At 67.4% G+C, this 25239-nt stretch carries 29 protein-coding genes; 23 read left to right on the forward strand and 6 right to left on the reverse strand.

Features of this window, described 5'->3' with window-relative positions; translation table 11 throughout:
- Positions 1-58: 58 nt before the first annotated feature.
- On the reverse strand, positions 59-898 hold the full coding sequence (locus GLP40_RS01405; RefSeq protein ID WP_154786341.1) for an enoyl-CoA hydratase-related protein: 840 nt from the start codon (positions 896-898) through the stop codon (positions 59-61).
- A 132-nt stretch (positions 899-1030) separates the two neighbouring features.
- On the opposite strand from GLP40_RS01405, the gene GLP40_RS01410 reads away from it, so the two are divergent.
- Positions 1031-2281: a TetR/AcrR family transcriptional regulator gene (locus tag GLP40_RS01410; RefSeq protein ID WP_154785964.1), complete on the forward strand. Its 1251-nt coding sequence runs from the start codon at positions 1031-1033 to the stop codon at positions 2279-2281.
- 88 nt (positions 2282-2369) lie between these two features.
- Here the strand turns inward: GLP40_RS01410 and GLP40_RS01415 are convergent, their stop codons facing one another.
- Complete coding sequence (locus tag GLP40_RS01415) at positions 2370-3851, reverse strand: aldehyde dehydrogenase family protein (protein ID WP_154785965.1); 1482 nt, start codon at positions 3849-3851, stop codon at positions 2370-2372.
- 333 nt (positions 3852-4184) lie between these two features.
- Here GLP40_RS01415 and GLP40_RS01420 point away from each other — a divergent pair, with 333 nt between their 5' ends.
- The 4 genes from GLP40_RS01420 to GLP40_RS01435 all read left to right on the forward strand — a co-directional run bounded on the left by GLP40_RS01420 (position 4185) and on the right by GLP40_RS01435 (position 7960).
- Positions 4185-5195 (forward strand): ATP-binding cassette domain-containing protein, encoded by a 1011-nt coding sequence (locus GLP40_RS01420; RefSeq protein WP_154785966.1) that lies wholly within the window; start codon positions 4185-4187, stop codon positions 5193-5195.
- Entirely contained in the window at positions 5192-6001 is an 810-nt protein-coding gene (locus tag GLP40_RS01425; protein WP_154785967.1) for an ABC transporter permease, read from the forward strand. The genes GLP40_RS01420 and GLP40_RS01425 overlap by 4 nt, the downstream gene beginning before the upstream one ends.
- Complete coding sequence (locus tag GLP40_RS01430; protein ID WP_154785968.1) at positions 5998-6861, forward strand: ABC transporter permease; 864 nt, start codon at positions 5998-6000, stop codon at positions 6859-6861. Before GLP40_RS01425 ends, GLP40_RS01430 begins: the two co-directional genes overlap by 4 nt.
- A 70-nt stretch (positions 6862-6931) precedes the next feature.
- Complete coding sequence (locus tag GLP40_RS01435; RefSeq protein WP_154785969.1) at positions 6932-7960, forward strand: SDR family oxidoreductase; 1029 nt, start codon at positions 6932-6934, stop codon at positions 7958-7960.
- A 3-nt stretch (positions 7961-7963) separates the two neighbouring features.
- Here GLP40_RS01435 and GLP40_RS01440 read toward each other — a convergent pair whose 3' ends face one another.
- Complete coding sequence (locus GLP40_RS01440; RefSeq protein ID WP_154785970.1) at positions 7964-9196, reverse strand: lycopene cyclase family protein; 1233 nt, start codon at positions 9194-9196, stop codon at positions 7964-7966.
- A 258-nt stretch (positions 9197-9454) separates the two neighbouring features.
- Entirely contained in the window at positions 9455-9931 is a 477-nt protein-coding gene (locus GLP40_RS01445) for a hotdog fold domain-containing protein (RefSeq protein ID WP_154785971.1), read from the reverse strand.
- Between the two features lie 191 nt (positions 9932-10122).
- On the opposite strand from GLP40_RS01445, the gene GLP40_RS01450 reads away from it, so the two are divergent.
- From GLP40_RS01450 to GLP40_RS01510, 13 genes are all read left to right on the forward strand, one after another.
- On the forward strand, positions 10123-10539 hold the full coding sequence (locus tag GLP40_RS01450) for a hypothetical protein (protein WP_154785972.1): 417 nt from the start codon (positions 10123-10125) through the stop codon (positions 10537-10539).
- A 500-nt stretch (positions 10540-11039) separates the two neighbouring features.
- The gene (gene rpsJ, locus GLP40_RS01455) at positions 11040-11345 is read left to right on the forward strand and encodes a 30S ribosomal protein S10 (protein WP_003938093.1); all 306 of its coding nucleotides are present in this window, start codon (positions 11040-11042) and stop codon (positions 11343-11345) included.
- A 14-nt stretch (positions 11346-11359) separates the two neighbouring features.
- Positions 11360-12025, forward strand: coding sequence for a 50S ribosomal protein L3 (gene rplC / locus GLP40_RS01460; protein WP_154785973.1), 666 nt, complete (start codon positions 11360-11362; stop codon positions 12023-12025).
- On the forward strand, positions 12022-12693 hold the full coding sequence (gene rplD, locus GLP40_RS01465) for a 50S ribosomal protein L4 (protein ID WP_154785974.1): 672 nt from the start codon (positions 12022-12024) through the stop codon (positions 12691-12693). Before rplC ends, rplD begins: the two co-directional genes overlap by 4 nt.
- Entirely contained in the window at positions 12690-12995 is a 306-nt protein-coding gene (gene rplW, locus GLP40_RS01470; RefSeq protein WP_014981657.1) for a 50S ribosomal protein L23, read from the forward strand. The genes rplD and rplW overlap by 4 nt, the downstream gene beginning before the upstream one ends.
- 33 nt (positions 12996-13028) lie before the next feature.
- The gene (rplB, locus tag GLP40_RS01475) at positions 13029-13859 is read left to right on the forward strand and encodes a 50S ribosomal protein L2 (RefSeq protein WP_154785975.1); all 831 of its coding nucleotides are present in this window, start codon (positions 13029-13031) and stop codon (positions 13857-13859) included.
- A gap of 14 nt (positions 13860-13873) precedes the next feature.
- Entirely contained in the window at positions 13874-14155 is a 282-nt protein-coding gene (gene rpsS / locus GLP40_RS01480) for a 30S ribosomal protein S19 (RefSeq protein ID WP_019931198.1), read from the forward strand.
- Entirely contained in the window at positions 14152-14550 is a 399-nt protein-coding gene (gene rplV / locus GLP40_RS01485; protein ID WP_154785976.1) for a 50S ribosomal protein L22, read from the forward strand. The genes rpsS and rplV overlap by 4 nt, the downstream gene beginning before the upstream one ends.
- Complete coding sequence (gene rpsC / locus GLP40_RS01490) at positions 14551-15357, forward strand: 30S ribosomal protein S3 (RefSeq protein ID WP_154785977.1); 807 nt, start codon at positions 14551-14553, stop codon at positions 15355-15357.
- Between the two features lie 3 nt (positions 15358-15360).
- Positions 15361-15777: a 50S ribosomal protein L16 gene (rplP, locus tag GLP40_RS01495; protein ID WP_154785978.1), complete on the forward strand. Its 417-nt coding sequence runs from the start codon at positions 15361-15363 to the stop codon at positions 15775-15777.
- The gene (gene rpmC, locus GLP40_RS01500) at positions 15777-16016 is read left to right on the forward strand and encodes a 50S ribosomal protein L29 (RefSeq protein ID WP_040855205.1); all 240 of its coding nucleotides are present in this window, start codon (positions 15777-15779) and stop codon (positions 16014-16016) included. The genes rplP and rpmC overlap by 1 nt, the downstream gene beginning before the upstream one ends.
- Positions 16013-16309, forward strand: coding sequence for a 30S ribosomal protein S17 (gene rpsQ, locus GLP40_RS01505; protein ID WP_030513365.1), 297 nt, complete (start codon positions 16013-16015; stop codon positions 16307-16309). Before rpmC ends, rpsQ begins: the two co-directional genes overlap by 4 nt.
- A 352-nt stretch (positions 16310-16661) precedes the next feature.
- On the forward strand, positions 16662-17252 hold the full coding sequence (locus GLP40_RS01510) for a hypothetical protein (RefSeq protein WP_154785979.1): 591 nt from the start codon (positions 16662-16664) through the stop codon (positions 17250-17252).
- Between the two features lie 10 nt (positions 17253-17262).
- Here GLP40_RS01510 and GLP40_RS01515 read toward each other — a convergent pair whose 3' ends face one another.
- Positions 17263-17658: a VOC family protein gene (locus GLP40_RS01515; protein ID WP_154785980.1), complete on the reverse strand. Its 396-nt coding sequence runs from the start codon at positions 17656-17658 to the stop codon at positions 17263-17265.
- A 746-nt stretch (positions 17659-18404) separates the two neighbouring features.
- On the opposite strand from GLP40_RS01515, the gene GLP40_RS01520 reads away from it, so the two are divergent.
- Entirely contained in the window at positions 18405-19040 is a 636-nt protein-coding gene (locus GLP40_RS01520) for a LysE family translocator (protein WP_154785981.1), read from the forward strand.
- Between the two features lie 412 nt (positions 19041-19452).
- On the opposite strand, the gene GLP40_RS01525 is transcribed toward GLP40_RS01520, so the two are convergent.
- A complete protein-coding gene (locus tag GLP40_RS01525) occupies positions 19453-19872 on the reverse strand; it encodes a DUF5997 family protein (protein WP_328289560.1) in 420 nt (139 codons plus the stop codon).
- 60 nt (positions 19873-19932) lie between these two features.
- Between GLP40_RS01525 and GLP40_RS01530 the strand changes: the two genes are divergently transcribed.
- The 4 genes from GLP40_RS01530 to GLP40_RS01545 all read left to right on the forward strand — a co-directional run bounded on the left by GLP40_RS01530 (position 19933) and on the right by GLP40_RS01545 (position 25077).
- Positions 19933-20922 (forward strand): LysR family transcriptional regulator, encoded by a 990-nt coding sequence (locus GLP40_RS01530; RefSeq protein WP_154785982.1) that lies wholly within the window; start codon positions 19933-19935, stop codon positions 20920-20922.
- A 274-nt stretch (positions 20923-21196) separates the two neighbouring features.
- Complete coding sequence (locus tag GLP40_RS01535) at positions 21197-21754, forward strand: EXLDI protein (protein WP_196054486.1); 558 nt, start codon at positions 21197-21199, stop codon at positions 21752-21754.
- A 36-nt stretch (positions 21755-21790) separates the two neighbouring features.
- Positions 21791-23956 (forward strand): MMPL family transporter, encoded by a 2166-nt coding sequence (locus GLP40_RS01540; RefSeq protein WP_154785984.1) that lies wholly within the window; start codon positions 21791-21793, stop codon positions 23954-23956.
- Positions 23957-24162: 206 nt separating this feature from the next.
- A complete protein-coding gene (locus tag GLP40_RS01545) occupies positions 24163-25077 on the forward strand; it encodes a hypothetical protein (protein ID WP_154785985.1) in 915 nt (304 codons plus the stop codon).
- Positions 25078-25239: the final 162 nt, after the last annotated feature.

Below are 25239 nucleotides of genomic sequence, written 5' to 3' on the forward strand. Positions count from 1 at the left end.
CTGGGGCACGGCCGGTGTGGATCCCGGCCGGGAGCGCGCCGGGATGACGAGAGGGCGCTCAGCCGAAGACCGCCTTGCGCTTCTGCAGCATGGCGGCCGCGCCCTCGGCGAAATCGGGGGCGCGCAGCAGCTCGCACTGGCCGGTCTTCTCCGCGGCCAGGGCAGCGTCGAGGGTGGTCAGGGTGGCGGCATTGAGGGCGCGCTTGGTGAGTTCCAGAGCCCGGCGCGGGCCGTGCGCGAGCTTGGCCGCGGCCGCCTCCACCTCGGCGTCCAGTTCCTCGTCGGCGTAGACGCCCGCGATCAGGCTGTGCTCCACGGCCTTTCGCGCGGAGAGCCGCTCACCCAGCAGCGCCATCTGGGCGGCCAGCGGGCGACCGGCCGCGGCGGCGACCAGGGCCGCCGCGCCGCCGTCGGGCATGAGGCCGATATTGATGAAGGCCAGCAGCAGGTAGGCGTCCTCGGACGCGTAGGCCAGATCGGCGGCCAGCGCGAAGGCCACGCCCACCCCGGCGGCCGCGCCCTTGACCCGGGCGATGACAGGGACGGGGGAGTCGACGATGGCCTTGATCATGCGGTTGGCCACGTCCATGGTCATCTCGGGCGTGATGCCGCGTTCCTTCTCGCCCGCGGCGGCGGCCAGGTCGGCGCCGGTACAGAAGTCGCTGCCCTCGCCGGTCAGCACGATGACCCGCACGGCCGGATCGTCGGCGGCGGCGAGCATGGTGTCGCCGAGGCCCGCCATGGTGTCATAGCTGAGGGCGTTCTTACGCTTGGGATTGGTGATGGTGATGCGCAACACCCGCCCGTCCTGAATCGCGGTGTAACCCGGCGTGGTCGCGGTAGTACGCTCTTCCGTCGCCCCGCCACCACCCCTGACGGGATCGCTCCGCGATGCCATATTCATTTTCGCTCCCGGATTTCTACACGGCGGGCACGCCGCAGACTGTGTTCAGCTTTGCGAATTGTGGTTAACTTAGGGGGGTTCGTCCGGCACTGTCAACAGCCGGTGTCATCGAGAAGGAGAAACTGCATGGTCGCCGATCGCAGCGAGGCAGCCCTCGCCTCCGTGCGACCGGACGGTATCTCCGCGTCATCCGACGGCGAGTCCGGTCCCCGCCGCCGCCCCAAGAACCGCAAGGCCCAAATCGTGCGGGTAGCGGCGCGGGCATTCGCCGAGCGCGGCTACCACCCGGTCGGCGTGGACGAGATCGCGGCCGAGGTCGGCATCTCCGGTCCGGCGCTCTACCGCCACTTCACCAACAAGTACGCGCTGCTGGTGGCCGCCGCGGAAATGGGCGCACAGCAATTGCTGGACGCCGCCCAGGTCGCCGACAATGCCGAGCTGGAACCGGAACCGCGACTCACCGCGCTGATCCGCGGCATTGCCGAGTACACCATCGACGTGCGCCGCGAGGGCGGATTGTACCGGTGGGAGCGCCGCTACCTGGAAAGCGCGGACCGCGACCGCATTCGCGTCATCTACACCGAACTGCACGACACCCTGGCCGCGCCCATCGCCGAGCTGTACCCCGATGCCGACCCGGCCGACACCCAGCTGCGCGCCGCGGCGGTGCTGAGCGCCATCGGCTCCATCACCGCGCATCGCACCGCGCTGTCCACCACCCGGTTGGTCAACCTGATCACCGAGATCTGCTGGGACATCCTGCGCTGCGAGCTCCCGCCCGCGCCCGCCCCGGCCACCGGTGACGCGCGGGTGCGCGGCCTGCCCGTCATCTCCAAGCGCGAGCAACTGCTCACCGAGGCCATCCGCATCTTCGGGCGGCAGGGCTATCACGAGGCCAGCATCGAGGAGATCGGCGCGGCCGCGGGCATCAACGCCTCCAGCGTCTACCGCTACTTCGCCAGCAAGGCAGACCTGCTGGCCGCTGCCTTCCATCGCACCGGCGAGCGGGTCGCCATCGCCAACAACGAGGCGCTGGCCGAGGCCACCAGCCGCTCCGATGCGGCCGTGCGGATCGCCGACCGGTTCTCCCGCATGACCTTCACCATGCCGGAGATCCTGCCGGTCTACTTCTCCGAGTTCTCCAATCTGCCCGCCTCCGAACAGCATCGGCTGCGCTCGGTGCAGCGGCAGAACGTGCTCGAATGGGCCAACCTGCTCGACGGCGATCAGGTCGAGGCGCGGTTCCGGGTGCACGCGGCCATCGCCCAGGTCATCGATGTGGGGCGGCGCATCCGCTTCGACGGGCGGCCGGAGAACCTGGCCCGGGTGAGCGCGCTCATGCGCGCGGTGCTGTTGGGCGCGGCCGCGACCGAATAGGCCCGTCCTCGTCATTCCGGCGCGTTCTGGCCGGAATCCACTGCGGCAGTGTGGATCCAGGCCGAGGCATGCCGGAATGACGGAAGGATCAGACCCGGTGCCGCATCCGGAACAGCGCACGCGCCACCCGCAGCCGACGCGGATGCTTCTCGAAGGTGCCCGAGGTGATCTGGTCCGTCGGGTGCTTCTCGGTGATCGTCTGCGGCCGCGCGAATTCCCGCAGCGAGCGCGGATCCCGAATCCGGCCCGGCCCGTTGACCCCGTAGACCGGCGCGGCGTTGACCGTGATGAGCTCGCTGCGCAGCCGGGCCGCGAACTCCGGGACACTGCGGACGTCTCGCGTGAAAACCGAGACGGTGCGCGGCTTTTCGACGGCGTTCACCCGGTCGGCGGCCTCGTCCATGGTGGCCACCCGATTCACCACCAGCACCGGCCCGACGGCCTCGCCGGTGACCGCGGTGCTCACCTCGGGCACCTCGGTCAGCACGATCGGCTCGATGTACGGCTCGCGAATGGATTCCAAGCTGCCGACCACCAGCCGCGCGCCCCGGGTGATGGCGTCGCGTACCTGGCGGCGCACCACATCCACCTGGGACTCCAGGATCATCGGGCCGTAGGAGGCGCGCCGGTCCGCGCCCGGGCGCAGCCGCCGGGCCTGATCGGCCACCATCTCCAGGAACGGTTCGTACACCGAGTCGGCCACGTACACGCACTGCACGCCCGCGGGCTGCTGACCGGAATTGGCCATGGCGCCGTACACGGCGGCCGCGGCGGCGGCGTCGAGTTTGGCGTCGACCTGCACCACCATCGACCCGCGTCCTCCCTGCTCGACGACCAGCGGGGTGGACGCCTGCGCGGCCAGCGTGGCCACCTCTCGCGCCCCCGCGCCGGATCCGGCGTAGGCGAGCTTGTCCAGGTGCGAGCGGCACAGCGCGGCGGCGGTGCCGCTGTCGCCGGTGACCACCTGCAGCACAGGCTGATTCGGGGCCAGATGGTTCCAGGTGTCGGCCAGCCACGCGCCCACACCCGGGGTGAGCTCACTGGGTTTGAACACCACGGCGTTGCCCGAGGCCATCGCGCCCGCGATCGAATTCATGGGTGTCAGAACGGGATTGTGCCAGGCGCCCAGCACGCCGACGACGCCCATCGGCAGATAGCCGACGGTGCCGGCGGATCCGCGCCGCAGCGACGCGCCGAGCCGGGTGGTGCGGCCCAATGTCTTTTCCGCATGCCGCGCAACCCAATCCAGATGCTCCACCGCCAGCGTCACCTCGATGGCGGCGTCCATGCGTGGTTTGCCGGTCTCGCTGCTGATCAGCTCCACCAGATCCCGGGTGCCGCGGGCCAGACTGCGTTTCCAGTCCAGCAGCCAGCGCTTGCGCGCGTCGAATCCCAGTGCCGCCCACCATTGTTCGGCGCTGCGCGCCGAGCGGACGGTGCGGGTCAGCTCACCCGCGCCCATGCTGGCGTATTCGCCCACGACCTCCCCGGTGCGCGGATCGTAGGACGTCAGCACCTTGGATCGGCCCGCACTGGCGCGCCCTGTTGCCGGCTGCGCCGACTCGGCCATGGTCTACCTCTCGTGGCCTGTGAATGTCTCTCCCCGCCAAGGCCAGACTATGGTTCGAGTCGCAGATGCGACAAGGTAGCGAAATCACCGCGTACCGGCCGGTCTGCGCCCGGAACAGCGGCTATGCCAGAACCCGTCGATTTGTGACCAAGCGCACAGTTTGGAGATAGCTGCTTCGGCAAAGAAACGGCCTCCTACGCGGCGCGCCGGTAACATCACGGCCGGCGGTGCGGATCATCCCGGCGGGATGTGCGGACCCGCCGCACGGGCGACACCGTTCAGCCCGGCCGGCCGAAAGTTCGCCGCGCCCGAACAATAGATAGTGGAGAGTTGATGCCCAGCTTGGACAGACCGGAATCCGTAGCACCCGACGATCCGGCCGTTTTCGTCGAAGACGTCCGCAAGTCGTTCGGCGAGGTGCACGCGCTGCAAGGGATCAGCTTCACCGCGGCCCGCGGGCAGGTTCTCGGCATTCTCGGCCCCAACGGGGCGGGCAAGACCACCACGGTCAAGATCCTGTCCACCCTGCTGCGCCCGGATTCCGGCATCGCCCGCATCGCCGGACACGACGTGCGCTCCGACCCCGCCGCGGTGCGCCGATCCATCATGATGACCGGGCAGTACGCCGCCCTCGACGAGAATCTCTCGGGCCGGGAGAATCTGGAGCTCTTCGGCCGCCTGATGGGCTTGCCGCGCAAGGCCGCCCGCCAGCGCGCCGACACGCTGCTGGAGGAATTCGACCTCACCGGCGCGGGCCGCCGCGCGGTGCGGCACTACTCCGGCGGTATGCGCCGTCGCGTCGACATCGCCTGCGGCTTGGTGGTCCGGCCCGAGGTGGTGTTCCTCGACGAACCCACCACCGGCCTGGATCCGCGCAGCCGCCAGGGCGTCTGGGATCTTGTCACCGCGCTCAAGAATCAGGGCATCACGGTCCTGCTGACCACGCAGTACCTCGAAGAGGCCGATGTGCTCAGCGACAACATCATCGTCATCGACAAGGGCACGGTCATCGCCGAGGGCACCGCCGACGCCCTCAAGGAGAAGACCGGCGGCAGCTACTGCGAGGTCGTGCCGCTGGACCCGAAGCAGCTGACCACCGCCGCCGACGCGCTCGGCGATCTGGTGCCCGACGCGGTTCGCGCGGATCTGGCGGGCGGCGACCGGCTTTCGATTCCCGCCCCGGACGGTGCTGTCACCCTGTCGGAGGCGCTGCGCCGGCTCGACGCCGTCGGAGTCAAACTGGCCGATATCGGTCTGCGCCGCCCCTCGCTCGACGACGTGTTCCTCACCCTCACCGGACACTCGGGGACCAAGGAACTCGACGACTCGGCGGGAGCGGCATGACCGCCGCCGCGGCCGACGCCGCCGACCTCTTCGCCGGGGTACCCGTTGCCCGGCCCAACAGCTTCGCGCAGTGGCGGGCGCTCACCGGGCGCATCGTCTGGGTGATGGCCACCAAGGGCGAACTCGTCATCGCGGTGATCGTGCCGCTGGTCTTCACCCTCGGCTTCTACCTGCCGCTGAAATACGTGATGCAGTTCCGCGGCATCGACTACGCGCAGTTCGTCATGCCGATCATCGTGCTGCAGACCATGTCCTTCACCATGATGTCCAATGCGCAACTGGCCGCGTTCGAGGCCATGACCGGACTCAACACCCGCATGCAGACCATGCCCATCGGCAAGATGGTGCCGCTGGTGTCGCGGCAGTCCGCGGGCTTGGTGCGCTCAGTGGTCTCGCTGGTCGCGGCCCTCGGCTGGGGGCACATGATCGGCTTCCGATTCGTCGCCGGCTGGGGTCAGGCCGTGCTGTTCTGCGCGTTCTCCCTCGCCGTCGGCACCGTGCTGGCCATCGGCGCGGACGGGCTCGGGTCGCTGACCAAGAGCCCCGAATCCCTGAGCCAGGCATTGACTTTGCCCACTCTCATCTTCGGCATGCTGTCCTGCGGCTTCGTGCCGGAGGCCGGTTTCCCCGCGTGGGTGCGGCCGTTCGTGCGCAATCAGCCCATCTCGCAGTTCTCCTTCGCACTGCGGGACATGGCCGATCACGGGGTGACCTGGCATGTGTTGTGGGTGCCGCTGGTATGGCTGGGCGGTCTGGCGATCGCCTTCACGCCGCTGGCGGTCTGGGCGAGTGTGAGGCGATCATGAGCACGGCGACCACGGCCCAAGTGGCCGAACAGGATTCGTGGGCGGGGCATCAGCCGCTGCCCGTGGTGAAACCGCGGTCGGAGCGCGCGCTCTCGATCTGGGCGGAACAGAGCGCGATCCAGTGCAAGCGGATGCTCATCGGCTGGATGCGTGATCCGTCGACCACCATTCAGACGCTCATCTTCCCCGCGGCCACGCTGATCATGTTCCGCATCGTGCTGGGCGACTCGATCACCCTGGCCACCGGCATGCCCAGCATCTACGGCACGGTCCCGATGGTCATGCTGGTGGCGGCCATGTCCGGCTCGGTGGTCAGCGCGCTCGGGTTCAAGGTCGAGAAGGCCACCGGATTGCTCGGACGGTTCCACACCATGCCCATCCACCGTGCGGCCGGGCTCACCGGACGTCTGCTGGCCGAGGCCATCCGGGTGCTCATCACCTCGTTGTTCGTGCTGGCGGTGGGCCTCGTGCTGGGCTTCCGGTTCTGGTACGGGCCGGCGGCTTCGATTGCCATGCTGGGCATTCCGATCCTGTTCGCCATCGGGTTCGCGGTACTGGTGACGGCGCTGGCCACGCTCACCGAGGGCGTCATGCTGGTGGCGGTGGTCGGCATCATCAACACCCTGCTGATGTTCTTCAACTCCGGCTTCGTGCCGGTGTTCGCCTACCCGACGTGGCTGCAGAAGACGGTCGAGAACCAGCCCATGAGCACGGCCATCGACGCCATGCGCGGACTGTCCTACGACGGGCCGATCGCGACGCCGCTGTGGAAGACGTTGGCGTGGACAGTCGGCATGATCGTGGTGTTCGCCTACCCGGCGATTCGTGGGTACCGGCGGGCGGCGGAGACCGGGCGGTAGACACGCCCGACCGGTTCACCCGGTGCGCACTCGGAGTTCGAGTGGCGTGCGTCACGTTAAGGTTGGCGCCATGGCTTACCTGGTTACCGGGGCAACCGGGTTCATCGGTCGATTTCTGGTTCCCGAACTCCTGAAACGCGGTGCGGACGTCCACGTCCTGGTACGCCCGGGCGAGGACTCCGTGCTGCGCTTCAACCGCTGCCTCCGCGACTGGGGCGGTCGCGACCGGGTACGCCCGGTGCGCGGCGACCTCGGCGCGCCCGGGCTCGGCATCGACTCGAGTTGGATCGCCGCACACCGCGGTTCGATCGACCACGTCTTCCACCTGGCCGCCGGTTTCGACGCCCTCGGCGCGGGCGGCGGCACCCGGCGGGTGGCCGAACTGGCGGCCGAGCTGGAAGCCGGACGGCTCCACCATGTTTCAACGGTGCGCATCGCCGGGTCCTGGGAGGGACTGTTCACCGAGGACATGACCGATGTCGGGCAACTGCTGCCCACGCCCTATCAGCGGGCCATGCTGCGGGCCGAACAGGACGTGCGCGACCAGACCGCGGTGCCATGGCGGATCTACCGGCCGGCCATCGTGATCGGCGATTCCCGCACCGGCGAGATCGACCGCATCGAAGGGCCGTACTACTTCTTCCGGCTGCTGCGGATGGCCGCGCAGCTGCCCCGCATCCTGCCCGTGGTCGCGCCCCACCTCGGTGAAACCAATATGGTGCCGGTGGATTTCGTGGTCCGCGCCCTCGACCACATCGCGCACCGGCCCGGCGGCGGGCCGACCACCTACCACCTGGTGGATCCGCGCGCGCAGAGCGTCGCCGAGGTCTTCAACCTCTTCGCCGACGAGGCCGGGGCGCCGCATCTGATCGAGGTCATGCCCAAGCGGACCCTCGACGTCACCGTGCGCGTGCCCGGCATGGGCTGGGCGCTGCGCCAGATCGGCATTCCGATGGATGTCATCGAGGACTGCGAATTCTCCTGCCGCTTCGACTCCTGTCACACCGCGGCCGCGCTGGCGGGCACCGATATCAAGGTGCCGCCGCTGGCCGCCTACGCGTCGATCATCTGGAAGTACTGGATCGAGAACTGGGTCTGAGCGCTACTGGGCGGGGTCGCCGGGAAGCAGGCTGTCCCGGGGGAGCAGCAGATCGTCCAGCGGCCGGGCGCGGCCGTAATCCCAACCCACCCAGCGGTTTCGATTGGTCCAGCCGACCAGGTCATAGCGCCAGCGGAACGGCTGGGTGGTGCCGACCGTCATGAACAGCGCCGTGCCCAGGGCCGCGTAGTCCGCGTGCGCGGACAGCAGCGCCCGCTGCTGCCGGGGCGGGCGGGTGAAGAACGCGTCGAACATGGCGACAGACTGGGCCGTTGTGAGCCGGCCCAGACCGTACACGCCGCGCATGCGCATCCAATAGACCAGCCGCGCCTGCCACGGCCACAGGGCCTCGATCGGATCGGTGCCGCGGCGCACCGCCTCGAGCGCGGTATCCACCAGCGCCAGCGAATCCGCCACGCAGTACCCGGTGATCGGATGCATCATGCCGCCGCGCGAGCCGAACGGGATCACCCGGCCGCGACCGGCCTTGGGCGGCAGCTCGTCGAGAGGGTAGTGGGCGGCCTCGGTCGGCTCGTCGCCGCGCAGCCGAATGCCATGCGCCGCCAGTCGATTCAGGGTGCGCCGCCGCAACTCGTGCTGCGGCATGCCGCCGCGCAGGCCGAGACTGGTCTCCTCGAAGATGACCGTGCCGTCCCCGAGCGGCACCGAATACAGGAACGACGGCGGCTCGTCCGGGCCCGCGCCGTTCTCGTCGCGCCAGTCCAGCAGCAGGCCCTCACCGGCGCTCACCATCGGGGCGGCGAGGTCCTCGTCCACGAAGATGCCGTGCGCGCTGGCCGTGCGCCGCGCGCCGGGCGCGGCTTGGCCGCGGGTGTCGAAGACGGTGGCCGCGCGCACCTCGGTGCCGTCGGCCAGCTCCACCCGATGGGCTTCCACGACGCGCGCGCGGCCCGCGATCACCGTCGCGTCGTCCAGCGGCAGGGCGTCGAACAGGCCCTGCTTGGACAGCACGCAATAGGGCCGGGGAATGCGGTGCTCGGTCGTGGTCCACACCGCCGGCGCCTCGATCCGGCTGGCAATCGCGCTGTGCCCCAGCCACTCCGGCAGCTCGTCCACCCAGCATGAGAACGTCGGAGCCCACAGCCGAGCGGGCCGCGGATCCACCGCGACCACCCGCATACCCGACGCCATGGCCCGATGCGCGAGCGCCCGGCCCGTGGGACCGAGCCCCACCACACACACGTCGGCGGCTCTGCCGACCTCCCGGCCACTCATACCCGCATTCAAACAGCCGGGCCCGGGGCGCGCCAGGTCGCCTCCGCTCAGCGGTCCGACTTCACACCCTCTGGAATCGTTCGGCATTCGCCCGCGCGTGCTTCGTGTTCCACGCCGCCCCTCGTCGCCGATCGATGAATTCCGCGGCGTTCCAATGGGATCGGCGGGTGCGCGGGATGGACGATGCGGGCCGCGGAGATGGTGCCGTTGGATTCCCGGGCGCGGTTCGAACGCGGTGGGGGCGCAACGGCCTCGGCGCTACCTCGGCGTGACCCACGTGGTGATGTCGGCGTGCACGACCTCGAGCCCCGACTTGTCGAAGATCGACACCGGCACCACCAGGTCCTGCCCCTCGGTGATCTGCGTGAAGTCCGGCACCTGCGGCAGTTTCGCGACCGCCCGCAGCCCCGAATTCGCCTTCGCCAGGTACTGCACGTTCATGGCCTTGGGAATCCAGCGGTGCGTCTGCGGCACCGTCGCCTCCGACAGCATCCCCATCGCGACCTCGGCCAGATTGCACGCGGCGATCGCATGGAACGTCCCCAGGTGATTGTGGATCCCGAACCACTTGGGCGCCGTCACCTCGCACAACCCCGGCTCCAGCCGCACCACGCTCGGCAGCACGGTCCCGAAATACGGAACCCGAGCCACCATCCCGAGCGAGAACAACGTGTGCCCGATCCGATTGTCCGGAAGCTTCTTCCACCCGCGATACGTAGCGGTCTCCTTGGCCATGCTCGTATCTTACTCATAAGTAAGTTCTGCGAAAGCCGTCGTGGCGTATAGGCCATCGAATCGGTAGGCGGCTTGTCTCGACGCGCGAAACCGGCCGGTTGCTTGTTGTCTGGATTGGCTGCGCCGGGGGTGTGGCTGGCAGCCGACGCCACACGGGTCGGCTATCGGGGAAATTAGGAGTTCCAGAAATCATGCGTATTCGCACCGCGGTGGCCACCGTTGGCATCGCACTCGCGGGGGCGGCCCTCGCCACCACCGCATCCGCCGGTTCGGCCGCGGCCTTCACGCCGTACATCAATCCGGGCGGCGGCATCTACGTCGGTGTGGACCTCAACCACGACGAGACCGTGGCTCTGTCCAACACCTGGATCCCGGCGGCGATCGACCAGATCAACATGGCCCACAACCGGGTCGCCCTCGACCCGTACTTCTCGGAGATTCCGAAGGTCGACGGCAAGGTGTACGGCAACCTGACCCAGATCGTCGGCGAGGCCGCCGACACGCCTGGCGGACAGGTCGGCCTGGCGCTGATCGACCCCGCGGTGCATCACGGCGGCAACTTCCTGTTGATTCAGGACCTCGGCGGCTGGGACTACTATCTCCGCTGACCGCGACATTGCGAGATGGCCGGTGCGGCAGCCGAGTTCCGCATCGGCCATCGAGCTGTCCGGGCCGAGCCGCTCCACCCGGTGTGACCAGGGCCATCGAGCCGGGGCCGGGGGAGGGGCGATTTGAAGTGGCCGGGGGGCTCGAGGCATACTGTTCGGGTTGCCCACACCGGGTTGCGTCTTTTCCGTTGGATCGGCGCTGGTAGTGGGTGAGAAATACCCAATTTTGCACCCCGCTGGATTGCGGCGTGGGTGCGTCCGGAACAATGTTCCGAGGCTTGCAGGATTCTGGTCCAGGGCCGAGGAATGAGCGGCGGCGCGACACGCCCGACCGCGTGGACCGGATGAACCATGACAGATGAACAGCGGCGATGGATCGGGCCCGTGGGCCGGTCGTGTGGTGGCTGATGCGTCTTCGTGTGTTCGGGCTGTGCAAATGAGGGTGGTGTGGGAGCGAAAGCTCTTGGACCACAACGTAAGCGGAGAAAAGGACACTCAGCGTGGCGGGACAGAAGATCCGCATCAGGCTCAAGGCCTACGACCATGAGGCGATCGACGCGTCTGCGCGCAAGATCGTCGAGACGGTGACCCGTACCGGTGCCCGCGTTGTCGGCCCGGTGCCGTTGCCCACCGAGAAGAACGTGTACTGCGTCATCCGTTCGCCCCACAAGTACAAGGACTCGCGCGAACACTTCGAGATGCGTACACACAAGCGGCTGATCGACATCCTCGACCCGACGCCGAAGACGGTTGATGCGCTGATGCGCATCGATCTGCCGGCCAGCGTCGACGTCAACATTCAGTGACGGGGACTTCGAATATGACTGACAACAAGAGCCGTCCGGCCGCGGGCATCCTGGGCACCAAGCTCGGCATGACCCAGGTCTTCGACGAGAAGAACCGCGTCGTTCCCGTGACCGTCGTCAAGGCGGGCCCGAACGTCGTCACCCAGATCCGCACCGTGGAGCGCGACGGCTATTCCGCCGTCCAGGTCGCCTACGGCGCCATCGACCCGCGCAAGGTGAACAAGCCGGTCTCCGGCCAGTTCGCCAAGGCCGGTGTGACCCCCCGCCGCCACATCGCCGAGCTGCGCGTCGCCGACGCGTCGGCCTTCGAGGTCGGCCAGGAGATCAACGCCGATGTCTTCGAGGCGGGCGCCTACGTCGACGTGACCGGCACCTCCAAGGGCAAGGGCTTCGCGGGCACCATGAAGCGCCACGGCTTCCGCGGCCAGGGCGCCTCGCACGGTGCGCAGGCCGTGCACCGCCGCCCGGGTTCCATCGGTGGTTGCTCCACCCCGGGCCGTGTCTTCAAGGGCATGCGCATGTCCGGCCGGATGGGTAACGACCGCGTCACCACGCAGAACCTCTCGGTCCACAAGGTGGACGCCGAGAACGGTCTGCTGCTGATCAAGGGCGCGATCCCGGGCCGCACCGGCGGCATCGTGATCGTCAAAAGTGCAGTGAAGGGTGGTGCCCGGGCATGAGCGCCGAGACCAAGACCAACCTGACCCTCCCGGTCAAGGCCGCCGGCGGCAAGACCGAGGGCACCGTCGAGCTCCCCGCCGAGATCTTCGACGTGACCGCCAACATCGCGCTGATGCACCAGGTCGTCGTGGCCCAGCAGGCCGCGGCCCGCCAGGGCACGCACGCCACCAAGACCCGGGGCATGGTGTCCGGTGGTGGCAAGAAGCCGTACCGGCAGAAGGGCACCGGCCGCGCGCGCCAGGGTTCGACCCGTGCGCCGCAGTTCGCCGGCGGTGGCACCGTCCACGGCCCGCAGCCGCGCGACTACACCCAGCGCCTGCCCAAGAAGATGAAGGTCGCCGCGCTGCGTGGCGCCCTGTCGGACCGGGCTCGCAACGAGCGCATCCACGTCATCACGGAACTGGTTGCGGGACAGACCCCGTCGACCAAGACCGCCAAGTCGTTCCTCGCCGAGCTGTCGACCCGGAAGAACATCCTGGTCGTCGTCGGTCGCGAGGATGTCACCGCGTGGAAGAGCGTGGCGAACCTGCAGGGCGTGCACCCGATCGCCCCCGACCAGCTGAACACCTACGACGTTCTCAAGAGCGACGAGGTCATCTTCTCGGTCGAGGCGCTCAACGCCTTCGTGCACGGCCCCGCCGAAGCTGCACAGGAGGAGAGCAAGTGACCACCATCGCCGATCCCCGCGACATCCTGCTCGCGCCGGTGATCTCCGAGAAGTCCTACGGACTGATCGAAGAAGGCACCTACACCTTCCTGGTGCACCCGGACTCGAACAAGACGCAGATCAAGATCGCCGTTGAGAAGGTTTTCGGTGTGAAGGTCACGAGCGTCAACACCGCCAACCGTCAGGGCAAGCGCAAGCGGACCCGCTTCGGTTACGGCAAGCGCAAGGACACCAAGCGCGCGCTCGTGACCATCTCGGCCGACAGCAAGCCCATCGAGATCTTCGGAGGCCCGGTCGCGTAAGCGGCTGGAGCTCCAGAAAGCAGAGAAGAACTCATGGCAATCCGTAAGTACAAGCCGACGACCCCGGGTCGCCGCGGTGCTTCGGTCTCGGACTTCGCCGAGATCACCCGCTCGACCCCCGAGAAGTCGCTGCTGCGTCCGCTCACCAAGACCGGTGGCCGTAACGCGCAGGGCCGCATCACCACTCGTCACAAGGGTGGCGGCCACAAGCGCGCCTACCGTCTGATCGACTTCCGTCGACTGGACAAGGACGGCGTGCCGGCCAAGGTCGCGCACATCGAGTACGACCCCAACCGCACCGCCAACATCGCGCTGCTGCACTACGCCGATGGCGAGAAGCGCTACATCATCGCGCCCAAGGGCATCGCCCAGGGCACGAAGATCGAGTCGGGCGCCGGCGCGGACATCAAGCCGGGCAACAACCTGCCGCTGCGCTCCATCCCGACCGGTACCACCATTCACGCGGTGGAGCTGCGTCCGGGCGGTGGCGCCAAGCTGGCGCGTGCCGCCGGCATGTCCATCCAGCTGCTGGGTAAGGAAGGCGCCTACGCCGTCCTGCGTATGCCCTCCGGCGAGATCCGTCGCGTCGATGTGCGCTGCCGCGCCACCATCGGCGAGGTCGGCAACGCCGAGCAGTCGAACATCAACTGGGGCAAGGCCGGCCGTATGCGGTGGAAGGGCGTTCGCCCGACCGTCCGTGGTGTGGTCATGAACCCGGTCGACCACCCGCACGGTGGTGGTGAGGGTAAGACCTCCGGTGGTCGCCACCCGGTCTCCCCGTGGGGCAAGCCCGAGGGCCGCACCCGTAAGCCCAACCGTCCCAGCGACAAGCTCATCGTCCGCCGCCGCGGCAAGAAGCGTTAAGGAGGAGGTTAGACATGCCACGCAGCCTGAAGAAGGGCCCGTTCGTCGACGAACACCTCCTCAAGAAGGTGGACGTCCAGAACGAGAAGGGCACGAAGCAGGTCATCAAGACCTGGTCGCGTCGTTCCACCATCATCCCGGATTTCATCGGCCACACGTTCTCGGTCCACGACGGCCGCAAGCACGTGCCGGTGTTCGTGTCCGAGAACATGGTTGGACACAAGCTCGGTGAATTCGCGCCGACTCGTACGTTCAAGAGCCACGTCAAGGAAGATCGGAAGAGCAAGCGGCGATGAGCACTGAAACTCAGAACCCGACCGCGCGCGCGACCGCGAAGCACGTTCGCGTGACCCCGATGAAGGCCCGCCGCGTCGTGGACATGGTCCGCGGCCAGCGGGTCGAGGACGCGCTGAACATCCTGAAGTTCGCGCCGCAGGCCGCCAGCGAGCCGGTCGCCAAGGTGGTGGCCTCGGCCGCCGCCAACGCCGAGAACAACCTCGGCCTGAACCCGGCGACCCTGGTCATCTCGACGGCCTACGTCGACGAGGGCGCGACCATGAAGCGTTTCCAGCCGCGTGCCCAGGGCCGCGCGTTCCGGATCCGCAAGCGCACCAGCCACATCACCATCGAGGTCGAGAGCGTGCCCACCGCCGGCGCCACTCGTAGCCGCCGGAAGGGAGGGGCAAAGTAAATGGGACAGAAGATCAATCCCCATGGCTTCCGCCTCGGTATCACCACCGACTGGAAGTCGCGTTGGTACGCGGACAAGCAGTACGCGGACTACGTGAAGGAAGACGTCGCGATCCGCAAGCTCCTCGCCACCGGCATGGAGCGGGCCGGCATCTCGAAGGTCGAGATCGAGCGCACCCGTGACCGTGTGCGTGTGGACATCCACACCGCGCGTCCGGGCATCGTGATCGGCCGTCGTGGCGCCGAGGCCGACCGCATTCGCGCCGAGCTGGAGAAGCTCACCAAGAAGCAGGTTCAGCTGAACATCCTCGAGGTCAAGAACCCCGAGTCGGACGCTCAGCTGGTTGCTCAGGGTGTGGCCGAGCAGCTGTCCAACCGTGTGGCGTTCCGTCGCGCGATGCGCAAGGCCATTCAGTCGGCCATGCGTTCGCCGAACGTCAAGGGCATCCGTGTGCAGTGCTCCGGCCGTCTCGGCGGCGCGGAAATGTCGCGCTCGGAGTTCTACCGTGAGGGTCGGGTGCCGCTGCACACGCTGCGCGCCGACATCGACTACGGCCTGTACGAGGCGAAGACCACCTTCGGCCGCATCGGCGTGAAGGTCTGGATCTACAAGGGCGACATCGTCGGCGGCAAGCGCGAGGTCACCGCGGCCGCGCCGTCCGGCCGCGAGCGTGACGAGCGCCCGCGTCGCGAGCGTCCGAGCCGTCCGCGTCGCAGCGGTGCCCAGGGCACCACCGCGACCAGCACTGAGGCCGGCCGCGCCGCCACCGCTGTGGCGGAGGCTCCGGCAGAGAATCAGGAGGGCTGACCTATGTTGATGCCCCGCAAGGTCAAGCACCGTAAGCAGCACCACCCGAAGCGGTCCGGTATGGCCAAGGGCGGCACCGCCGTTTCCTTCGGCGAGTTCGGCATCCAGGCGCTGGAGCCGGCCTACGTCACCAACCGTCAGATCGAGTCGGCGCGTATCGCGATGACCCGCCACATCAAGCGTGGCGGCAAGGTCTGGATCAACATCTACCCGGACCGCCCGCTCACCAAGAAGCCGGCCGAAACCCGCATGGGTTCCGGTAAGGGTTCGCCGGAGTGGTGGGTCGCGAACGTGAAGCCCGGCCGGGTCATGTTCGAGTTGTCTTACCCGAACGAGGAGACCGCTCGTGAGGCCCTGCGCCGCGCGATGCACAAGCTCCCGATGAAGTGCAGGATCGTGACCAGGGAGGAGCAGTTCTGATGGCTACCGCTAATCCGGCCGCAGAGCTCCGCGAGCTCGACAATGACGCGCTCGTCGCCAAACTGCGCGAATCCAAGGAAGAGCTGTTCAACCTGCGCTTCCAGATGGCGACCGGTCAGTTGCAGAACAACCGTCGCCTGCGTGTGGTCCGCCACGAGATCGCGCGCATCTACACGGTCATGCGTGAGCGCGAGCTCGGCCTGGCCTCCGGTCCTGAAGGCAAGGGAGACGCGGCATGAGTGACGCCAAGGGCCCGGCCAAGACGCCGGCCAAGCAGGAGGAGCGTGGCTCGCGCAAGGTGCGCATCGGCTACGTCGTCTCCGACAAGATGAACAAGACCATCGTGGTCGAGCTGGAAGATCGCGTGAAGCACCCGCTTTACGGCAAGATCATCCGCACCACCTCGAAGGTGAAGGCCCACGACGAGAACGAGATCGCCGGTGTCGGCGACCGCGTGCAGCTGATGGAGACCCGTCCGCTGTCCGCCACCAAGCGGTGGCGTCTGGTCGAGGTCCTGGAGAAGGCCAAGTAAGCCTGCTCCATGACTTTGAACAAGTCATAGAACACCGGCCCGCTTCCCGTGAGGGAAGCGGGCCGGAGTGTTTTGCGGGTTGGGGCGTCCCACCTTCGAATCGTGCAGTGTGTTTCGAGCCGGAGTCTGGTCCCCGCTTCCAGGCCCGGGCAGCGTGTTTCGGAGAGTGGACCGCCCTCGGGAGGCGTACGTCACGAATCTCATGGGTGAGAGACGATGCGTATGGTGGGCGGACAATGCGCGGAAATTCGTCATTGAGAGCGTTGGACACTCGAGTGTGACCAAACTGAAACGCGATATGGCCAAAGGGAATTGGCGTGTCGCGGGTGGAAAGCGCTAGCGTGATCTCGCTATGAGGGATGCTGCAACAACTTCCGGGGCTTGGCGGATCGACGACCGGACCGCGGTGACATTCCGCGACGCGGCGGTGGCCTGGTCCCTGGCTGCCCACGAGGTTCTGGCCGAATGCGCTTCCGGCTACGGCCATTTCGTCACCATCAATGAGATGGCGGAGCGCGTACAGGAGATGTCGGGCATTCGCACCGACGCTCCCACCCGCACCTGGATGGATGCCATCCTGCGCAAGGTCGCGCGCCGCTGCCACAATGCCGGCGAACCGCCTCTGACGGCGCTGTGCGTCAAGCAGAATCACAAGGTCGGCGACAGCTACAAGTACGTTCTCGAGCTGGCGCACCTGCCCATCCCCGCCGACCTCGAGGTGCACGCAGCCTACGCCCGCTGGCAGTGCTACGCCGCCTACGGCGCGGACATCCCCTCCGACGGCGGAATCCCACCCCTGATCCCGCGCAATGGCGGCGCGCCGCGTCGGGTCACCCCCGCCGGCGTCGCCTCCACCGCCAAGCCGGATCCGGAGCCGCGCAAGGCGGTCTGCGCCTCCTGCTTCACCGAGCTCCCCGCCAACGGCGTCTGCTACTACTGCTGAAGCCGGAGCTTCACACGTCCTTGTGGCATACGGCTTCGAGCATGACCCCATCGAAGCCGTTCCAGAAGGTCGCGTAATAGGGCGGCGGATACTGCGGGAATTCCTGTGGCGCATGCAGGATTTCATCCCCCCGCCCCGCCGTCCACTCGTGCACCCGCCGCACCGCGTCCCGAGTCGGCACCATGAACGCCAGATGCTGCAATCCCGGCAGCGCGCGCGAATACCCCGCCGTCTCGGCCGGGTAGAAGAACACATACGTCCCGATCTTCCGCCCCGCGGGCCAATACGCGAATTGCGTATCGTCCGCCAGCAGCGGCTCGTAATCCAGCAGCGGCATCAACTCGTCGTAGTACTTCCGCGCACCGGCCAGATCGCTGACATTGATCCCGAGATGTCCCAGAGGCATCACCCGAACCTACCGAAACGGCCCTCCGCTCCGCGGGCTCAAGGCCGCCGACACCGCTATCGGTGTCAGTTCGTTTCGCGAATTGACTTGGGCCGCATTGCCACCATCACGTCCAGGCGCGTGCGTATCCCATGACGACCGGTTGTGTCGCGCGGGTTACCGCCGTCGATGCGAGTGGCGGGCTGCGTCGGCGCATGATCGCTCGCGGCGCCGGGCGACGCCATGGGCCGCCAGGGTGGCTGGCATTTATTCGAACTGACCGGACCTGGGGTGTACGAGTACAGCGGCCTGGAAGACAGTGAACTCGGCGGTTTCTTCCTGGTGGCACCACGATGCCGGCGGCCGATCGCCGCTCTCGATTCGGGCAGAGCAACTGCATTGGCGGCGTCCGAGCAGGAAGGACGCCCAACCTGGCGGATATCGAGTCCTGGATGGGGACGGCACGGGAAGGGCCAGAACCGCCGACACATATGGCCTGTGGGATATGGCTTATAGAGCTTCGGATTCGGACCGAGCGCTGTGTCGACGCCCGCCGGCCAGACCTGTCCGGTGTCGGCTCACTCATCAGGTAGCGGGACCGCGCTTGGTCAAAGGCGATGTGGCAGAGGTCTATCCGTGGCAGCCCTGCGCCGGATGGCATGTGCCGGTTCGCTACATACTGATCGCCGCGCGATCGGGCCCCTTGGCCGATAGCTGCGGCAGCTGGAATCGAGGTCTTCCTGCGGCAGCCCGCCTACCATGAGCAGATGCTCGTCGCGCTCCTGTCGTTCACGATCGCCTCGATCGTTCTCGTGGTGTTACCGGGACCGGACTCGCTGGTCGTGATGCGCAGCCTCGTTCGGGGCGGCCGCAGCGCTGGTGCGCGAACCTCCGCGGGTGTGCTGTGCCGGCTGATGGTCTGGGTTGCCGCCGCCACGCTCGGACTGTCGGCGTTGTTGCGGGCCAGCGAGATCGGTTATGACGTGCTCGAGATCGTCGGCGCCTGTTACCTGATCTGGATCGGCGTACAGTCGCTGCGGTCGTTGCGCCACACCGCCCGGGTCGCGGCGGAAGGAAACGGGCCAGTGGGATCTGCGGCGCCGTGGGATCGAGTCGGCAGTTTCGCGGCGGGCTTCCTCACCGACATACTCAACCCGAAGGTCGGAGTCCTGTTCCTCAGCCTACTGCCGGGGTTCGTGCCGGACGGCTATCCGGTCGGGTTGACGACACTGGGGCTCGGTGTCCTCTACGTCGCGTTGACCGCTCTCTACTGCGCCGGGCTCCTCGCCGTATCGGGACTGATTGCGACTTGGATGCGAACACCGGGCATCCGCGGCCGTCTCGACGCACTCACCGGGCTCGTACTCATAGGATTCGGGGTCCGGCTCGCCACCGACTTCTGACGTTGAGCGAGCAGGGGGCGCACGGCGGCCAGGGGCCCTCTGATCCGAGGACGCCGCAACAGGTTTGGCGCGCAAGTACTCCAGCGGACACGAGCGAGCGATCGACCTCCAGGCGAGTGATGATGCGGGCTCGAGCGCATGGCATCACCTTTCATGAAGCCTAGCGGGTGGTATCACCAGAGGAATCCGATGAATGCCTTCCTGTCCATCGGTCCACCGGCACACCGGATTCGGAACTGCGTCCATGATTCACGCGGGTGTGGTGCGAGTCGCCGGTCCGGGCATGCGGTCCGGGCGCGAGTGCTTCGTGGTCGATTCACCCCGGGTGGGTGAGACTCGGTGGCGCGGGATCCGGTCGATCGCGTGCTGCGCCGACTGCGAGCAGGGCTCGATTGCCGAGTGTGAGCGGGGCTCAGTTGCCGAAGCGGTTCTTGGGCGGCCGGTTGGTGGCGGCGCGGCGTGCGGCTTCTTTCTGCTTGACGCGCTCGGCTTCCTTGCGGACCGCGATGAGGTTGTCGCGTTCGCGCAGCAGCCATTCCGGCGGGTCGGCGAGCAGGGCCGTGATCTCCTGGGCGGTGAGGGCGTCGGCGACGCCGGCGCGCGCCAGGCCCGAGTTGGAGATGCCGAGTTTGCGGGCCACCACATCGCGCGGGAAGGGCCCGTTTGCGCGCAGGTCGATCAGCCACTGGGGCGGATTGGCGCGCAGTTCCTCGAGCTGGGCGCGGGTGACGGGTGAGTTCCGGAACTCCGCGGGGGTCGCCGGGAGGTAGATGCCGAGCTTGTTCGCTGCGGTCAGCGGCTTCATGGTCTGGGGATTCTTGTCCGGGCTCACCGATCAAGGGTATCGGGCTGGTGGGGCGAACTTGCTGGCCGGTGCAATACCGTGGACATCATGAGCCGGTTGGAGTCCATCGACCTGACGCGCCTGCGCTGGTTCGTCGCGGTCGCCGAGGAATTGCATTTCGCGCGGGCGGCGCGCGGCCTCGGCATTTCGCGGCAGCGATTGAGCGGGACGGTCATCGAGCTGGAGGAAGAGCTCGATACCAAACTGTTCGTGCCGGGCGCGCAGCCGACCGAGCTGAGCGCGGATGGGCGCGCGCTGCTCGAGGAGGCGCGCGTGCTCATCGCTGCCGCCGCGGCGGCGGAACCCGAGGCTCGACCCGCATCGGAGGATCGGCTGCGGGTCGGTTTCGTCCCGGGCGTGACCGTCACCAAATGGGAGCGCATCTGGTCCGGCCGATTCCCCGATATCGTGCTGGAGCTGACTCCGATTCCGATGAAGGAACAGGAGCAAGCCCTGCGCGAGAACACCGTCGACATGTGTTTCGTGCGCCTGCCCATCGACCGCGAGGGCATGAGCGCGATTCCCCTGTATCGCGAGGTCCCGGTGGTCGTGGTGCCCAAGGACCATCCGATCGCTCTGTTCGACCAGGTCGCCGTGGCCGATCTGGCCGATGAGCGCATGCAGGACGCCGCCGATCTGGACGATGCCGCCATGACCATGGAGCTGGTGGCCGCGGTGAGCGGCGCGGCCATCGTGCCGCATTCGATCGCCCGCCTGCACCACCGCAAGGACCTGGTCTACCGCGCCGTCACCGGTGTGCCGGAGACCGAGATCGCGCTGGCCTGGCCCGCCGCCCGCACGACCGAGCTCGTGGAGGAGTTCGTGGGCGTGGTGCGCGGCCGCTCCGAGCGGAGTTCCCGGTCCTCCTCCGGTCCGCGGCCGGACAGGCAAGCGCGGCAACAGAATTCCTCGGGTAAGCCCGGCGTCGCGAAGAGCGCGGGCGGGGCGCGCAAGCCGGCCGGTGCGAAGAAGCCCGCGGTCGCGGCGAAGCCGAAGCAGGGTGGCGCGAAGCAGGCGGGTAAGCGGCGCGGCCGCTAGCAGGCCCGGCCATGGGCCCGTCTCCCGGTCGGGGGAGACGGGCCTTTCGCGTCTCGGCGCCCAGAGCGGTCGCGGGTTCTCAGGGAGCAGTCTGGAGAAAGTTCAGGGTTGAGTCAGGGTTGCGCTATACGTATACGTCTACTTATAGTGGATGAAGACGGGTTATGACCGTCGGCAACCCCGAGATGCATAGTGGCACAGCGGATATCGACCCGCGGCGTGTCCTTGCACATGCATGCCCATATGCGCATTCACTGATGATTTGGAGCACCTCATGGCCATCGAAATGGACAAGCCCAACGACGCCGACGTCCAGGGCGCCCCCGCCCAGGGGGCCTCGGCCGCGACCGACTTGGTCCCGGACCCCCTGCCCGAGGGCATGCGCGAGATCAGCCTCCGCGTCGGCCCCGGCGGCGGCCGCACCCAGCGCTTCGTGGGCCGGCTGCTGGCGGAGGCGCAGCATGTCACCAAGGAGGGCAGTGAATCCGTTCAGGTCTTCCTGAGCCGCAAGGGAAAACTGGTCGTCCACCGGCATTACGTCGAATGGTCGGATTTCGCGCAGGCCTCCAAGAATGCCGCCCGCGAGCGGAAGGAGGAGTTCCTCATCGCCCGAAAAGGTTCAGACCAGTCGGACCTTTCTGTATTCACGAACTGGGCCAAGGGATTTAAGAACTGGCGCGAATTCCTCGGTCTGGACGACGATGGCTATGGCGACTTCACGCTGGAGATCGTGGACTCGCTCGAGGAGTTGCGTGAGCGCATTCCGGCGAAGGTCTACCGAATCGTCGCCGATGTGGTGGAGAACCCGTCCTCCCAGGTCCTCGACATCTGAATAGCGCGGCCGAACCCGGAAAGGACCTTCCTCCGCATGTTCTCCCGATTGGGGCGTTTCGTCGTCCGATTCCCGTGGCTGGTGATCGCCGCCTGGCTGATCGCCATCGTCGCGGTGGTCGCCACCGCGCCGAAGCTCACCGCCACCACCGACCAATCCGACTTCCTGCCTTCGCATTACGAGTCCATTCAGGCGGCGAAGTTGCAGCAGCAGGCTTTTCCCAACAGCACCACCCCGGCCGCGCTGATCGTCTTCGAGCGCTCCGACGGAGCCCCGATGACCGACGCCGACGCGGCCGCGGTGTCCACCGCCGCGACGAAACTGTCGGAGCGAAACATCAAGGATGTCACCGGAGTCCAGGCGGTGCCCCCGGCGGAGAACCGGCAGATCCAGGTGGTCGCGGTGCAGATGACCAAGGTCACCGGCGCGAATGACACCCACCAGTCCGATGCGGTGAAGTCCCTGCGGGGCGCGTTGAAGGAGCAGGTGCAGGGCACCGATCTGAAGGCCGGCGTCACCGGCACCGCCGCGCAGACGCTGGATCAGCAGGACTCCAGCACCAAGGGCCTGATCATCATCGGCGTGGCGACCGTGGTGCTGATCCTGGTGCTGCTGCTGGTCATCTTCCGCAGCCCGATCATCGCTCTGCTGCCCATCCTGGTCATCTTTCTGGCGGTGTCCCCGCTGGCCAGCGGTCTGATCGCGATCGCCAGCAACGCCTTCGACCTCGAGATCGACAGCTCGGTGCAGTCGCTGCTGGTGGTGGTGCTCTTCGGCGTCGGCACCGACTACATACTCTTCCTGATGTTCCGCTTCCGGGAGCGCCTGCGCGCCGGTGAGGACGCCAAGACGGCCGTGGTCAGCGCGGTCACCCGGGTCGGTGAGGCCATCACCTCGGCGGCCGCGGCGGTGATCATCGCCTTCGGCGCGCTGACGCTGTCCACCCTGGGCATGTTCCGATCCATGGGCATCGCCCTGGCCATCGCGGTGGCGGTGGCGCTCCTGGCCGGGCTCACGCTGATACCCGCGATCGTCTCGCTCTTGGGCACCAAGGTGTTCTGGCCGTCGAAGGCCTGGCGGGTGGAGCCGACGGGGGCGCGATTCACCGCCGTGGGCACCGCGTTGGGCAAACGGCCCGCCCTGTTCGCGGCCGCATCCGGTGGGGTGCTGATCGCCCTGGGCGTCTTCGCCTTCGGCTTCAATCCGACCTTCGATCTGAGCTCGGGCTCGACCTCGGACACCTCCGAATCCGTGGTCTACGGCAAGGAACTGCTCAAGGGCATGCCGGCGGGCAGCACCCAGCCCTCGCAGGTGTACCTGCGCAGCGAGCACGGCGCGCTGACCGCCGATGAGCTGAATACTTTCGCCGCCGCGCTGCGCGGCGTCCACGGGGTGGGCGCGGTCGGACAGCAGCCCGCGCTGTCGGCCGACAAGACGGTGGCCGAATATCAGGTGACACTGACCGACAAGCCGGAATCGGATGCGGCCCTGAAGACCGTGAAGGGCCCGCTGCGGGATACCGCGCACGCGTCCGCGCCGGTCGGCACCTCGGCCGTGGTGGGTGGTATGACCTCGGTGTTCGTCGACTTCCAGCACGCCATGAACCGCGACTACACGGTCGTGTTCCCGGTGGCCGGAGTCCTCATCATGATCGTGCTGGCGCTGCTGCTGCGCAGTCTGGTGGCGCCCTGGTACCTGATGGCCTCGGTGTTCCTCGGCTTCGCCGCGACACTGGGTTCGGCGGTGCTGGTTTTCCAACACGCACAGGGGGATTCGGGCCTGATCTTCACCCTGCCGCTGATCATGTACCTGTTCGTGGTCGCCCTCGGGACCGACTACAACATCCTCATGGTCGCCCGTCTGCGGGAGGAGGCACGCGAGGGTCACGACCCGCGCCACGCCGCCGCGCTGGCCCTGCGTCACACCGGCCCGACCGTGGCCGCGGCCGGTGTCATCCTGGCGGGCACCTTCGCTTCGATGATGTTGGCGGGCAATACGGTGCTGTCGCAGATGGGTTTCGCCATCTCGGTCGGCATCGCCATCGCCGCCTTCGTCATGGCGATGTCCTTCACCCCCGCGGTGACCGCCCTGATCGGTCGCCGCGCCTGGTGGCCCGGCCACGGCGGCGACGCGGAGCGGGAACAGCCGCAATGGGATACGGAATGGACGCCGCCCGATGTGGTAAGTGACGCTCGCCGCTGAGGATTCGAATCCGTTCCCGAATAGGTTGACCCGCTTCTCTTTTGGAGAAGCGGGTCAATCTGTTGTTACGGTATTCGGCAGTCGATCCCGGGGCAGAGGGATCGTGGTGAGGGACAGGAGAATATGACGAAGTCGATCCACGCTGTTCAGGAGGGGTCCTGTAGCAGCGGTGAGCGGTACACCGAGGGTTTTCAGGTCTTCGAGCAGTGGCAGTGCAGCGATACCACAATGAAAGCCCGCTTGCGCATCCCTGGCGAAACCTGCGCCTGGGCCGGCGTTATCTGACGCTGGAGCATTACTTCGGGGCGGTGCCCCCGATTCGATTGTGGTGGCGTGCGAGGTTCGGCGGTTCGCGTGCCCTCCCCGATTTCACATGTGTGGGCGTGCTCGAGAGCGGAACCACCGATCTGGCCGCGTATCTCATGCAGCATCCCAGCATTGTCGCGCCGCTGACCAAGGAGATCGGTCATGGTTTTCCGGTCGGCTGGGGCCCGTATCTCCCGACCGAACGGGAGAAGGCGGCGGTGGCCGAGCGCACCGGCCGGGCGCTGGTCGGGCATTTCGATCCGCTGCTGCACGACGTGCCGTTGATCGACAATCTGCGCGAGTCCAATCCGGGCGCGAAAGTCGTTCTCATGCCGCGTGATCCGGTGCGGCGGGCGTATTCGCACTACAAGTGGGATCTGTTTCTCAGCGGTCGAGACGGTTTGCGCACCGGGCGTTACGGCGAGAGCTTCGCCGAGTACGTGTCAGTGGCGCTGAGGGCCTTCCCGGGTCCGCCGCCGCCGACCATGTTGCCGACCATGCCGATGCTGGCGGCCGGCATCTACGTGAACTCGGTGCGGCGCCGGCTGGATACGTATGGCCGGGAGAATGTGCACCTGGTCGTGGCCGAGGACTTCTTCGCCGACGTGTCCGAGACGGTGTGCGGCATTCACGAGTTCTTGGGCCTGCCCGCCATCGGGCCGAGGTTGCGCGCGCACGTGCTCAACCGCAATCCGCTGGAGTTCCCGCTGGCCGAGGCCGAGTCGCTGGCCCGGCTGCGCGAGTTCTACCGCCCGTACAACGAGCGCCTGTACGAGTTGCTGGACCGCGATCTGGGCTGGAACAGCCCGGCCTGATCGCCGTCGGGTCCGCTCCCGGTGCGGGCTCTGACCTGCCCGGGAGCGGTTCTGACAGAAACACGTTTCAGTTTTTTTCCGAAAGTGCCACGCGATGAACTGGACGACCGATACTGTTCGCCCGGACCGCATACGAAGCGGCTGGTACCGAGGGAGAGACGA

This window comes from Nocardia aurantiaca (assembly GCF_009708175.1).
Lineage (GTDB): Bacteria > Actinomycetota > Actinomycetes > Mycobacteriales > Mycobacteriaceae > Nocardia > Nocardia aurantiaca.